Source organism: Veillonella sp. 3891, from assembly GCF_003992315.1.
GTDB lineage: Bacteria > Bacillota > Negativicutes > Veillonellales > Veillonellaceae > F0422.
Map to the genome: position 1 here is coordinate 88,119 of NZ_RQVE01000004.1, position 14,018 is coordinate 102,136.

The 14,018-nt window shown below is 40.0% G+C and carries 11 protein-coding genes; all 11 read left to right on the forward strand.

All coding sequences use genetic code 11. The features are described 5' to 3' along the window. The first annotated feature begins 7 nt into the window (after nucleotides 1–7). The 11 genes from EO118_RS03365 to carB all read left to right on the forward strand — a co-directional run bounded on the left by EO118_RS03365 (nucleotide 8) and on the right by carB (nucleotide 14,012). The gene (locus EO118_RS03365; protein WP_127068633.1) at nucleotides 8–1,345 is read left to right on the forward strand and encodes a hypothetical protein; all 1,338 of its coding nucleotides are present in this window, start codon (nucleotides 8–10) and stop codon (nucleotides 1,343–1,345) included. Between the two features lie 290 nt (nucleotides 1,346–1,635). Beyond that, nucleotides 1,636–2,637 (forward strand): AraC family transcriptional regulator, encoded by a 1,002-nt coding sequence (locus EO118_RS03370; protein WP_127068634.1) that lies wholly within the window; start codon nucleotides 1,636–1,638, stop codon nucleotides 2,635–2,637. Nucleotides 2,638–2,727: 90 nt separating this feature from the next. Further along, nucleotides 2,728–3,363: a MotA/TolQ/ExbB proton channel family protein gene (locus tag EO118_RS03375; RefSeq protein WP_127068635.1), complete on the forward strand. Its 636-nt coding sequence runs from the start codon at nucleotides 2,728–2,730 to the stop codon at nucleotides 3,361–3,363. Further along, nucleotides 3,350–3,745 carry a biopolymer transporter ExbD gene (locus EO118_RS03380; protein ID WP_127068636.1) on the forward strand — a complete coding sequence of 132 codons (396 nt, stop codon included), beginning with the start codon at nucleotides 3,350–3,352 and terminating at the stop codon, nucleotides 3,743–3,745. Before EO118_RS03375 ends, EO118_RS03380 begins: the two co-directional genes overlap by 14 nt. A 12-nt stretch (nucleotides 3,746–3,757) precedes the next feature. Then, entirely contained in the window at nucleotides 3,758–4,531 is a 774-nt protein-coding gene (locus tag EO118_RS03385) for an energy transducer TonB (protein WP_127068637.1), read from the forward strand. Between the two features lie 33 nt (nucleotides 4,532–4,564). Then, nucleotides 4,565–6,322: a heme anaerobic degradation radical SAM methyltransferase ChuW/HutW gene (gene hutW / locus EO118_RS03390; RefSeq protein WP_127068638.1), complete on the forward strand. Its 1,758-nt coding sequence runs from the start codon at nucleotides 4,565–4,567 to the stop codon at nucleotides 6,320–6,322. Between the two features lie 317 nt (nucleotides 6,323–6,639). Then, nucleotides 6,640–7,152, forward strand: a complete 513-nt coding sequence (locus tag EO118_RS03395; protein ID WP_127068639.1) for a flavodoxin family protein — start codon at nucleotides 6,640–6,642, stop codon at nucleotides 7,150–7,152. A 372-nt stretch (nucleotides 7,153–7,524) separates the two neighbouring features. Then, nucleotides 7,525–8,475: an aspartate carbamoyltransferase catalytic subunit gene (locus EO118_RS03400; RefSeq protein WP_127068706.1), complete on the forward strand. Its 951-nt coding sequence runs from the start codon at nucleotides 7,525–7,527 to the stop codon at nucleotides 8,473–8,475. Next, a complete protein-coding gene (locus EO118_RS03405) occupies nucleotides 8,459–9,748 on the forward strand; it encodes a dihydroorotase (RefSeq protein ID WP_127068640.1) in 1,290 nt (429 codons plus the stop codon). Before EO118_RS03400 ends, EO118_RS03405 begins: the two co-directional genes overlap by 17 nt. After that, nucleotides 9,745–10,812 (forward strand): glutamine-hydrolyzing carbamoyl-phosphate synthase small subunit, encoded by a 1,068-nt coding sequence (carA, locus tag EO118_RS03410; protein WP_127068641.1) that lies wholly within the window; start codon nucleotides 9,745–9,747, stop codon nucleotides 10,810–10,812. Before EO118_RS03405 ends, carA begins: the two co-directional genes overlap by 4 nt. Before the next feature lie 2 nt (nucleotides 10,813–10,814). Beyond that, a complete protein-coding gene (gene carB / locus EO118_RS03415; protein ID WP_127068707.1) occupies nucleotides 10,815–14,012 on the forward strand; it encodes a carbamoyl-phosphate synthase large subunit in 3,198 nt (1,065 codons plus the stop codon). Nucleotides 14,013–14,018: the final 6 nt, after the last annotated feature.

Sequence of the window (14,018 nt, forward strand, 5' to 3'; positions counted from 1 at the left end):
AGGTAGTATGAAATTAATGAATAAAACACAATGGAAACGTTGGTTGTTAGGTAGCGTATTAGCCTTATTGGGGTTGGGTACTACCTATGGACAAGCGCCAAAAACTGTTAATATTGATGACTATACATTTACTCCTTTAGCGGTGAAAACTATAAAAGAAATGGATACATTGTTGTTGTCAGATAGCCCCGAATATGTGAAAGAGCCAGGGATTGTAGCAGGTGGTACACTTCACGGGAAAAGTCGTATTTACTTTTATCATGTCAATGAACGAACAGAACCGATGAAAGTAGGTATATTATTGGAAAATAAAGGGAATGTCCCAGCATTTGTGGAGATTGAGCGAGCTATCTATGCGAAACCAAGTCCAGACTATTTTAAAGTAGGACGAGAGCTTTCGAAAAAGGAAATTACTACGGCAGAATTAGATTTGGGTACTTGGGCGCAAGAAGGAGTCAATATTCCTGTTCGCTCTAAAGTGATGAAAAAAGACATTAAACAACAAAAAGAAAATCTCGAACAATCTCGAAAAGCAAAGGTAAAGAGAGTGGAAGAAGAAATTAAAAAAGATGCCACATCACGAACTATTTCTTTAGTCTCACATGATACTAGTGGTACAGAGTTTGTATTGCGTCCTGGAGAAGTACGTCCCATTTTTACTGAACTAGAAAAAGTTCTCGTGAAAAAAGATGATTTATTTAGCGGTATCGTTGATCTTTCAACTTCGGAACCTATCTATGCCTCTGTGGCAGTAATGGAACCTAAATCAACGGTTACCTATGGGTTACCGTTGCTGCCAATTCATCCTATTGATGAGGTAGAGTTGCGTGGCACTTATGAAGGCATGCGCAGATTCCATGTAGTAGAACCAAAGTTCAATAGTGATGCAGGTCCTGCAAGCTTTGAAATTGCCAATGACCGAGAAGATACCTTTATTAGTGGTGTTGATGAAACGACAAAAGGTAAGGTGGTAAAAAATAAGGGAAATTATGGAGTTTCCAATGTATATGTGTTGCACACAGAAGGAAAAACGCCGTATGCATTGTATTTTAACCCATTAGGTGGCGCATTCAGTGGGACATTCAGGATTACATCTTCAAAAGGTGCATATACCTATGATGTGCCTGTAAAAGGTCCGTACTTAGGGCATCAAACGATTTATGACACACAGTTGCTAGATGTATTTGATAGACCAGAAGATTTGCTAGTAGAATACATGTCACCAGGAGCGTCTAACTTACCAGTTAGATTTTTGTTGATTCCTCAAGTTGCAAAGGAAATGAAAAACGATAGTACATCATCGGAGTATGTAACGAACCTAGTGAATAAGATTTTGGGAAAATAATCAAAAACTATTTAATACAATCTAAAAAGACATGGTATATAAGTAGTAAGAATTTATAATTTTATACAAAATTAGTGTCGATATTATCGAAAACTATGCGAATTGAAATTTTGCTGTATATTTTAAAATCACCCAAAACGACAAATTTTATATTGACAATCGTTGCCAACTATACATATAATGAGTATTAGAAATGATACTCAGATTAAAGTAGGCGATGTAATTCGGCAAAGAGGTTCATTTGTTAGTCGTATGAGACAACAAGTGGGCTTTTTTTTGAAAGGAGGAACATGAGTCAAAATAGAATGAATGCTGTCGAAACGTTCAAACCGAAAGTGATGGATTTAGATATGTTGTCTACCACAGAGGTGGAACATGGCACTATTTATGAGATGAATACTCCCCAAGGTAAGGCAAAGATGCATAGTTATCCGGTGTTTGGTGGGGTAGAATTAACCTTCCAAGAGGTGACTATGAAAGAAATTCGTCACCGTGCCAAACCTTTAGAAGGAATGTTTGAAATTCATTATTGTAAGGAAGGTCGCATTGAGTGTGCCTTTGATAATGGAAAAGTGTTATATATGGATGAAAATGATATTTCTGTGGGGTGGAAAGAGTCACCTAGTTATGTACATTCTACGAAGTTTCCTACCGCGTATTATAAAGGAATCAATCTATCCATCTATATTCCTAAGGCCCAAGAGATGGTGAATAAGTTCGTAGGACATGATCGGATTAATCTTCGTGATGTATGTAATCGCTTTTGCCAGGATTTTGAATTTGGCTTTGTATGTCGTAGAGAATCTAGACTTAGTGATATTTTTAAGAGCTTATATGATCTTCCCAATGAAGTGATGCCACACTTATTTCAATTGAAATGTATGGAAATTATATTGTTATTGAGCACTATAACATCAGATGATGATTGCTGTATGCCATATTTTGAACGAAAACATGTAGAAAGCGTGAAACGTATGCATGAGTTTTTGATGAAAAATTTGCATCAAAAACCGACCATTGAAGAGTTGGCAAAAACATATGGACTAGCACCGACAGCGTTGAAAAAATGTTTCAAGGGAATTTATGGTAGTAGCATTCATCAGTATGTAAAGCATATGCGGATAAAGGAGGCGGCAAAGGATTTAACTGATACAGATGATAGTATTCTCAGCATAGCTAACCGATATGGCTATGAAAATGCTAGTAAGTTTGCTGAAGCATTTCGGGTTATTATGGGACATAAGCCTAGTGAATACAGGAAGAAAAATAAAATGTCTGAATGGATTGAATAGAAGCTTTTTAGAGTAGATTTGAAAATATTAAATTTGCTATTATATACATAAGCTGATAAAAATTATCATATTTTTAATGGAGGTAACAATATGGACAGCCTTTTATACATTGTACATTTATTTAACAGCGGTGGATTAGTAATGTATCCATTGGTAATTTTATCAATCATTGTAATTGCGATTGGAATTGAGCGTTATACGTATTTCAAAGCTAATACTGCATTGCTAAAAGAATTTAGTCATGATGTGTATTTTGCAGTAAAAGAAAATGATTGGGCGAAGGCAAAAGAATTATGTGCGGCTAACCAAACTGCGACAGGTCGGATTTTAAATGCAGGATTAAAGTACTCCAAAAATGAAGCAAGCATGAAAAATGCGTTTTCTGAACAAATGATGATTGAAGCATCTCATTTGAAAATTCATTTGGACTACTTAAGCGCTATCGTAACTATTTCTCCATTGTTAGGTTTATTAGGAACAGTATCTGGCATGATTGGTACATTTAGTATCCTTGACAGTGGTTCTGGTGCCTCTGCTATCTCCGGTGGCGTTGGGGAAGCCTTGATTGCTACAGCAACAGGTTTGTTAGTTGCCATTTTATCCTTCTGTGTATATACATATTTCAGTCATCGTATGGATGCCATCATCAATGATACAGAAACATTATCTGTAGTGTTATTAAATGGTATGAAAGAGCAATGGAGTGATTCTCATGTTTCAAAATAGTCGATTAAAAATGAAACCTGAGTTCATGATTGTGCCAATGATTGATATCATATTCTTCTTATTGGTGTTCTTTATGATGAATAGTATCGAAACAGTGGCACAAAAGTCCTTGGGTGTACAGTTACCACAAGCACAATCAGCAACACAAGTCAAACAAAGTCCTGTGATCCTCACCTTAGATAAAGAAGGGCATATTTTGATTGACTCTAAACCATATAGTATCGATGAAGCTCGTAATTACATTACTAGCAAAGTAGGAGAAAATCCAAATACAGCGGTACTACTACAAGCAGACAAAAATACGCAACATGGATTCGTGGTTGCCATTATGGATATGCTAAAAACGATTGGGGTTAAGAAGTTCTCAATTGCTGCTAGCTAGAAAGGATGACACATGGAACAATATATTTCCTGGAAAAAATCCTATATAATCTCCGTTGTAATCCACATTATTCTAGCAGTTGTATTAGGCCTTGCTTTAGTCTCAGTAGTTGAGCATAAGGAGACAGAAAATGCTTTTGAAATTGACATGTCTATCTCCGACGATTTAAAAGCATCCGCTGGCGGTGGTGGCGGTGGTGGCGGAGTGGCCTTCCCACAACCTCTTTCCCAAGAAGTTGTACAAGCAAAAGTACAGGCTGCACAACAAAGTCTGTCTTCTCCAGTACCGGTAGAGGATGCTGTTAATGTACCAACTTCTACGAATGCTGCGACAGGTACTAGTGATGGAACATCTAGCAACCAAGGAACTGGTGGTGGATCTGGTGGCGGTAATGGCACTGGTAACGGTACTGGCGATGGTAGTGGCAATGGCTCTGGTAGCGGTGGTGGATCTGGAACTGGTAGTGGCGGAGGTAGTGGCGATGGTGTAGGTACTACAACCGGTAATGCCCCATTTGACTGGGCAGGTTTTGTAGCTACTGTACAAGCCAATGCACAAGGCACATACCCTCCAATGGCAGTAAAACGTAACTTACAAGGTAGTGTTAGCGTAAGCGTAACTATCGATGCAGGTGGTAACATCGTATCTGTATCTGCTGGTGGTGGTCCAGGCATCTTAAATAGTCACACCCAAGATGTTGTCTATGGTATAGGCAACTATCCGAATGGTAGTGGTTCAACAGTATCAAATACATTCACGGTGTATTACACATTGAATGGCGACTAGTGCAAATGCACGAGAAATAATTCAGGAGGAATTATGGATTTAAAAGCTTTATTTGACTCCATGTCGGAGGAACAACGTAATATTCAACTTGGTTTCGACACAGCGACACCATTAACACACGCTTTCACAAGCAAGCGTGCGGTACATGCTGGTCTAAGTGGTCGTCCTTTGGAAAAGGATGAGGCACAACGTGTATGGAATGAATTAATGCAACAACCGCCTGTTCCAGGGCAAATGCAAACGGCATATATTCATATCCCATTCTGTCAAACTAAATGTACTTATTGTGGATTCTATCAACATGCTACGAATCAAGATGCAGAAGATAAATATGTAGATATGTTATTGAAAGAAATACAAATGGCAGCAGATCAACCACGGTTCCGCGATGGATTGATTCACACTATCTTTATTGGTGGTGGCACGCCGACATCGTTATCAGCTAATAATGCAAAACGCATGTTATCTGCTATTCAAGAATATTTTCCGTTGGCCAATGACTATGAGTTGACATTAGAAGGTCGTATTCACGACTTGGTGCCTGAAAAAATGGATGTATGGATGAGCCATGGTGTAAACCGTATGTCCTTAGGGGTACAGTCTTTCCATACTCACGTGCGTCGTCAATTAGGTCGTTTAGATGATCAAGATACAGTATTGTCTCGATTAGAGCAATTAAAGGCATATCAACAATGTTCTGTGATTGTAGATTTAATCTACGGTTTGCCAGATCAAACGATGGATGTGTGGATGGAAGATTTAAAACTTCTTGAACAATCTGCAGCAGATGGTATGGACTTGTATCAATTAAATGTTTTTGAAAATAGTGATTTACAAAGCTTAATTGAACGCGGTAAAGTAAGCCCAGCAGCTACTACTAAAGAACAAGCTTTGATGTATGAAGCGGCTGTCAAATATTTGATGAAACGTGATTTCACACGTTTAAGCGCAGCTCATTGGAGTCGTGCACCACGTGAACGTTCTATGTACAACACTATGGCGAAAGCTGGATATCCAATGTATCCATTTGGCTGTGGTGCCGGTGGTAATTTAGGTGGCTATATGACAATGTTACACCGCGTATTACCTCCATATGAAGCCCTTGTAGAAGAAGGTAAAAAACCATTTATGGTTCTTATGAAACAATCTGAGCTACAAGAGTTCTCTAATTATGTAATCAGTTCCTTGGAACGAGGCGTTTTAAATTTAGATGCTTTGATCGAAATGGATGCAAAATTAGAAGATTTACGTTGGCTGCTTGATACTTGGGTAACTCGTGGTTTGATGGAATATAACGGCGTATTATATCGCTTAACAACAGCTGGTGGATTCTGGCATGTAAATATTACACAAACAGTTATTGAATGTGTTCAATACATCTTAACTGGTGAAAGCACATTGTTACATGAAAACATTGCTGCACAAAACCACGGTGGTAAGCCCAAAGATCATCCACATGTAGGGGGTCATCCTGAAGGAGTGGCGAAACACCCTCATGGCGCAGGCGGACACCCAGCAGGTATTCCAAAAGGTCATCCAGAAGGAGTACCAATGGGAGGACATCCAGCAGGTGTACCTAAGCATCCACATGGAGCAGGTGGACACCCAGCAGGTATCCCAATAGGGCATCCAGAAGGAGTACCAATGGGTGGACATCCAGCAGGTGTACCTAAGCATCCACATGGAGCAGGTGGACACCCAGCAGGTATCCCAATAGGGCATCCAGGAGATGTTGAGACAACTCGTGCTCATGGCACAGTAGGACATAGTCCATTTAAGAAAAATATTTAGGTAGTATCTATTACAGGCGAACTCCTACACACCTTACCAAACCAAATATATAGTTTCCTGTAATAGTTCTATAGCCACTCATCGAGTGGAATCAGGTATACCAGGTCAAAGTTGGTAGGCTGCATCATACTATAGTACGTTTAAAATCACTTCTGTAATGAGAGTGCAGTATCCGCAGGCTAAGCCTGCGGATGTATATCTGATATATGAACATTGTGCCTTAGGCTACAATGTTACATAGAAAATAATGATATACTAAGTATAGTATTTATATGTTATGTAAAAGGAGCGCACTTCTTAGAAGTGTGAAAAAATGAATGAAAGCAATCGTAGTTTACTCAAGCCGTACAGGCAATACAAAATTAGTAGCAGAAGCTATGGCAAGTGCTTTGCCTGCTGGTACACCATGTGTATCTGTGAAAGAAGTTCCAGCTGATTTAGCATCTTATGATGTAGTATTTATGGGTTTCTGGGCAGACCAAGGTAATGCTGATAAAGCTGCACAAGCGGTACTTAAAGAAATCACAAATGAGAAAGTAGCTTTATTCTGTACATTAGGGGTTCCACCTGTATCTCCTCATGCACAAGAAACTGTGGAAGCCGCTGCGAAATTGTTGCCAAATGGTCAAACACCAGTAGGTTATTTCAAATGCCAAGGTAAAGTAGATCCAAAAATCATCGAAATGATGTACAAAATGTTCCCAGAAGGACATGCCCATGGTAAAAGTCCTGAACGTGATGCACGCCATGCACAAGCAGCATCTCACCCAGATGAAAACGACTTGGCTAATGCAAAAGCATTCGTTGAAGAAGTTGTTGCTAAACTATAAGTTTTTTACCTATGTAATAGGTTGCAATATAATAACACTCCGAAAAAGACTGTCAAAAATGGCGGTCTTTTTCAGTTGAAATAAAACAATTGATAGAACTTAGCAGATGGTATAAAATGGGTGGAAATCTCTTGACGTTTAACCGCCCTTGCTTTATAATACTTATAAGCTTAATGAATCGGTACGAGAGACCGAAGAGCGCACATGTAAACCTTTTAAATTAGTCCTGTGAGGCTAGTAAGGGAACGTAGTAGGCGAGTTTACCTATAATCTATAGGTGTACTCTAATAGAATCACTATAACTATGCGACCTCTTGCCTTAGGGCAAGAGGTCTTTTTGTGTGTAATAGAAGTACTATAAAGGAGGCTATGATGGGAGAAATCAGCTTAAAAGGTAAGCACCTATTAGGACTGCAAGGTCGGACAAAGGAAGAAATTGAACTCATTTTGCGGGTAGCAAAAAAGATGAAGAAAATCGTCTTGTCGGATAACAAAAAACATCCTTTATTAAAAGGAAAATCAATTATCAATTTGTTCATGGAAAATAGTACAAGAACGAGAAGCTCCTTTGAATTAGCAGGGAAATATTTAGGAGCCGATGTAATCAATATTTCCAAAAGCGGTAGTTCAATGGCAAAAGGGGAAAGCTTCCGTGATACATTGCTAACTATGTCCTATATGGGAACCGATGCCATCGTAATGCGCTCTAGTGAAGAAGGCGCTCCTTTATATGCTACAAAATGTGTAGATCCAATTATCATCAATGCTGGAGATGGTGCTCATGAGCATCCAACACAAGCGTTATTAGATATGTATTCTATTTTAGAACATAAGCCTACCTTAGAAGGTTTGAAAGTAGTTATCGTAGGCGATATCATGCATAGCCGTGTTGCCCGCTCCAATATTTATGGTTTAAAAACAATGGGGGCTGACGTGCATTTAGCCGGCCCACGAACCTTAGTATATCCAGAATTAGAGAAGCTAGGCGTTACTGTTCATCACGATGTACGTGAAGCAGTGAAAGATGCAGATGTGGTAAACGTATTGCGTATCCAATTAGAACGGATTCACTCCGCGTTATATCCAAGCAATCGTGAATATGCACGTATTTTTGGTATTAATAAATCTGTTTTAGCTAATGCAAAAGAAGATGTATTAGTATTGCATCCAGGACCTATGAATAGAGGTCTTGAAATTGCGCCAGATGTTGCATATGGTGACGCATCGGTAATCCAAGAACAAGTACGTAATGGTGTAGCCATCCGCATGGCGATTTTATACTTAACAATTATCGGAGGTGACGGTAGTGAGCTTGCTGATTAAAAATGGTACGGTGGTTAACCCGGCAAAAGGACAACATGAAGTAGCAGATATTCTTGTAGAGAATGGTGTAATTGCAGCGATTGGACAAAACTTACAAGCTGATCAAGCGGAAGTGTATGATGCAACAGGCTTAATTGTAGCACCAGGTTTGATTGACATTCACACACATTTGCGTGAACCAGGTCAAGAAGCAAAAGAAGACTTTCACAGTGGTACACAAGCGGCTGCTGCAGGTGGATTCACACGTATCGCGACTATGGCGAATACAAATCCAGTAGTAGATAATGCTGCACTAGTACGTGGTTTACGTAAACAAGCAGAGTTAACTGGTGTGGTGAAAGTTGAATTCATGGGCGCTATCTCTAAAGGTCTTCAAGGTAAAGAGTTAACGGAAATGGGCGATTTAGCAGAAGCCGGTGTAGTTGGTTTCTCTGATGATGGACATTATGTAGAAAGTGCAGCTTTCATGCGTCGTGCTTTAGAATATTCATCCATGTTTGGAAAAATGGTGGTAGACCATGCAGAAGAATGTAGCTTAACATGTGAAGGTCACATGCATGAAGGTATCGTTTCCTATGAAATGGGTGTAAAAGGTCGTCCAGCGGTAGCAGAAGACTTAGCGGTAGCTCGTGATATTATGTTAGCTGAAATGACTGGTGGACATATCCATATTGCACATGTGAGTACAAAAGAAGCTGTCGACCAAGTACGCCGTGCGAAAGCAAAAGGAATCAAAGTGACTTGCGAAGTAACAAGCCAACATTTAGTGTTCACAGATGAATATTTAAGAGACTATAATCCAGACTTTAAAATGGCTCCGCCAATCCGTTCGGAAGATCATCGTCAAGCCTTGTTAGAAGCCTTACAAGATGGCACTATCGATGCGATTATTACGGACCATGCACCACATGCGTTTGAAGAGAAAGACGTTGAATTCTGCTGTGCAGCGAATGGTTTCACAGGTTTGGAAACATCTTTTGCGGCAGTAGTTACACATGTATTAAAAACAGGTATCCTCACAATTGATGAAATCATCAATTTAATGAGCACAAAACCAGCGCAATTAATTGGCGTCGATGGTGGTGTATTAGAAGTAGGTAAACCTGCAGATATCTCAGTTCTTTCCTTAGATGAAACATGGATTGTAGATAGAAATAAATTTTACACTCGTGGTAAATCATGCCCATTCAATGGTATGACGGTCACAGGTAAAGCAAAATTAACAGTAGTAGATGGACAAATTGTAATGAAAGACGGGGTTGTAATCGGGTGACAGGAAAACTGGTATTAGAAAATGGAACTATCTTTGAGGGCACATTGCTGGGGGGCATGCCAATCGTTGGCGAAGTAGTGTTTAATACAGGGATGACAGGATATCAAGAGATTTTAACGGATCCGTCATATGCAGATCAAATTATTACTTTAACATATCCTCTAGTAGGCAATTATGGTGTCACACGTGAGGTAGATCAATCTTCTAAGCCCTATTGCAAGGCAATGATTGTAGGAGAATTATGTACGTTCCCTAGCAATTGGCAAAATGAGGGGACATTTGAAGAATATATGAGAAGCCATGGAATTCCATGCTTGTATAATGTGGATACACGTGCAATTACACGTGCTATCCGCAGCCATGGTGTAATGAAAGGCGTCATTTGCCCAACAGATACACCACAAGAGAAAATCGATGCTTTATTAGCACAGCCACTAGCGACAGATCACATTATGCGTGTTACCACAAAATGGGAAGGTCGCCGTGGTTCAGATACAGCAGAGTTTCATGTAGCAGTGTATGACTTTGGTGTGAAAGAAAATATTCTTCAATCCTTAGAAAATGAAGGATGTAGATTGACAATTTTCCCAGCTCATACAAAAGCTGAAACAGTATTGGCTTGCAATCCTGACGGAATCTTTTTGTCTAATGGACCGGGAGACCCGAAAGACGTACCTGAAATTGTTGAAGAAATTAAAAAGTTAGTGAGTCAAAAACCAATCTTTGGCATTTGCATGGGGCATCAATTGATTGCCCGTGCATTTGGTGGAGAAACGTATAAATTACGGTTTGGTCATCGTGGCTCAAATCATCCAGTAAAAGATTTAGATACGAATCGTGTTCATATTACCTCTCAAAATCATGGTTATGCAGTTGATGAAGCGAGCTTGGAGGGTTCAGGATTGCGCGTATCCCACCGCAGTGTGAATGATGGTACTGTAGAAGGATTAGTGCATAATGAATTGCCGATCATGTCGGTACAATATCACCCAGAAGCATCTCCGGGTCCGACTGATAATGTGTATTTGTTTGAACGTTTTAAAACATTGATGAGAAGAGGTTAATGATGGTAAAGAAAAAAGTTCTTGTAATTGGTTCTGGTCCAATTATTATCGGGCAGGCAGCTGAGTTTGATTATGCAGGTACACAAGCTTGTCAATCTCTTCGTGAAGAAGGTTTTGAAGTGGTATTAGTAAACTCTAATCCGGCTACCATTATGACAGACCGAGATATTGCGGATCGTGTCTATATTGAGCCGATTTCCTTAGAGTTTGTTACTGAAATTATTCGTAAAGAACGACCATATGGTGTTTTAGCAACATTAGGTGGACAAGTAGGTCTGAATATGGCGGTGGAACTGTCAGAGGCAGGGGTACTTAAAGAGTATAACGTGAAACTTCTAGGGACTACGTTAGAGGCTATCAAACAAGCAGAAGACCGTGAACTGTTTAAAGAAGCTATGAAACGTATCAACCAACCTGTGCCGGAATCTGATATTTTCAGTGATGTAACAGAAGCGGTGGAATTTGCAAACCGCATTGGCTACCCTATCATCATTCGTCCTGCCTATACATTAGGTGGTACTGGTGGCGGTATTGCACATAATGAAGAAGAAATGTACATGATTGCACTTCGCGGTATTAAATTGAGCCCTATCCATCAAATCCTTGTAGAACGTTCTGTGGCGGGCTGGAAAGAAATTGAATACGAAGTGATGCGTGACCGTGCAGACAACTGCATCATCGTATGTAACATGGAAAACATCGACCCAGTAGGGGTGCATACAGGGGATTCTGTCGTTGTAGCACCATCTCAAACATTGAATGATACGCAATACCAACTGTTACGGACTGCGTCAGTGGATATTATTCGCTATCTTGAAATCGAAGGTGGATGTAATGTGCAATATGCATTAGATCCATACAGCAATCAATACTATGTAATCGAAGTAAACCCTCGTGTATCTCGTTCCTCTGCTTTAGCGTCTAAAGCGACAGGCTACCCAATTGCTAAGGTAGCAGCGAAGGTGGCAATCGGTATGACATTAGATGAAATTACCAATGCCGTAACAGGAGAAACAAAGGCTTGCTTTGAACCATCCCTAGACTATGTAGTGACTAAATTCCCGCGTTGGCCATTTGAAAAATTCAATTTGGCAGACCGTACCTTGGGAACACAAATGAAAGCCACTGGCGAAGTTATGGCTATCGACCGTACATTAGAAGGCTCTTTATTAAAAGCTATCCGTTCTTTAGAAATTGGATTAGATCACATTGAGTTAAAAAAGATTGCTCATGAAACACCAGAGCAACTTATTGAACGATTGCAACTAGTGGATGATGAACGTCTCTATGTGATTGCGCAAGCTCTTCGTGTGGGTATTAGTGTAGAAAAAATTTGTTACATCACAAAAATCAATTCTTTCTTCATCAATAAAATTAAAAATATAGTGATGGTGGAAAAAGATTTGACGGCCAATGGTTTGACTGAAAGTAACCTTCGATTAGCTAAAAAATATTCTTTCCCAGATAAAGTTATCGCTCGTTATGCTAACTGCTCCCCTGAGGATGTGTTGGCAAAACGAAATGAATTAAATATTCATCCAACCTATAAATATGTAGATACTTGTGCCGCAGAATTTGAAGCGCATACACCATACTATTACAGTGCATATGCGACAGAAGATGAAGTAGTGCCACGTGGTGAAAATAGCGTTATCGTGCTTGGTTCTGGTCCAATTCGTATCGGTCAAGGCGTAGAGTTCGACTATTGTTCTGTACATTCCTCTTGGGCATTGCGCAAAGCAGGCATGAAATCCATCATTATCAATAACAACCCTGAAACAGTAAGTACAGACTTTGATACATCTGATAGCTTGTACTTCGAACCGTTGACAGTAGATGATGTGATGGAAATTATTCGCAAGGAGAATCCTGTAGGGGTTATCGCTCAGTTCGGTGGACAAACAGCTATCAACTTGGCTGGTCCGTTGGCTGAACGAGGTGTAAACATTCTAGGCACATCTGTAGACAGCATCGACATGGCCGAAGACCGTGAACGTTTTGATGAATTGTTGGCAAAATTGGAAATTCCTCGCCCAGTAGGTGCGTTGGTAACCAGTGATGAAGAAGCTTTAGAAGCAGCAAAACGTCTTCAATATCCATTGATTGTTCGACCATCTTATGTACTAGGTGGACGTGCAATGGAAATTGTATATAATGACCAAGAGTTAGATCGTTATATGAAAGAAGCCGTAGTGGCATCGAAAGATCATCCAGTGTTAATTGACCGCTATATGGTGGGTATGGAAGTGGAAGTAGATGCTATCTCTGATGGCATTGATGTATGTATTCCGGGGATTATGGAGCAAATAGAACGAGCAGGGGTACACTCTGGTGACTCTATCGCCGTATATCCAGCACAACATTTGACGGAAGAGTTGACAGAACAAATTGTAGACTATACACGCCGTATTGCCATAGGACTTAATGTAAAAGGTGTATTAAATATTCAATATATTGTGGTAAATGGAGAACTTCATGTTATCGAAGTGAACCCTCGTTCTAGCCGTACAGTACCTTTCATCAGTAAAGTGACTGGTATCAATATGGTAGAATATGCGACACGCATTGCCTTAGGAGAAACATTAGAAAGCTTGGGATTACCAACGGGGTTAGTGCCAGCTCGTCCACATGTGGCGGTGAAAGCCCCAGTATTCTCCTTCTCTAAAATGGGCTTAGTAGAAATTGCATTAGGACCAGAAATGAAATCCACTGGGGAAGTTATGGGTATTGGCCGCACCTATGCAGACGCTTTATTTAAAGCCATCCATGGTGCAAACATGCGCATTCCAGATAAAGGTAATATCTTGATGACTGTAGCAGACCGTGATAAAGAAGAAGCGGCTCGTTTAGCAAAAGGCTTTATCGATTTGGGATACCATATTATGGCTACTGGTGGTACAGGTCGTTACTTCAAAGAACATGGCGTGGATTGCACTGTCGTAAATAAAATTTCTGAAGGCAATCCAAACTGCGCTGATTTCATTCGTGAAGGTAAAGTGGACTTGATGTTGAATACATTGACCTATGGTAAAAAACCAGAACGTGAAGGATTCCAATTGCGTCGTTTAGCTGTAGAAATGGGTGTACCATGTTTGACATCCTTGGATACAGCTCGTGAAGTGTTACATGTAGTGGCGAGTCGTGCTACTGCAGGTGATGTAATTACAGTAGATGCTGTTCAAGATTATGAAATGGAGTAATCATAC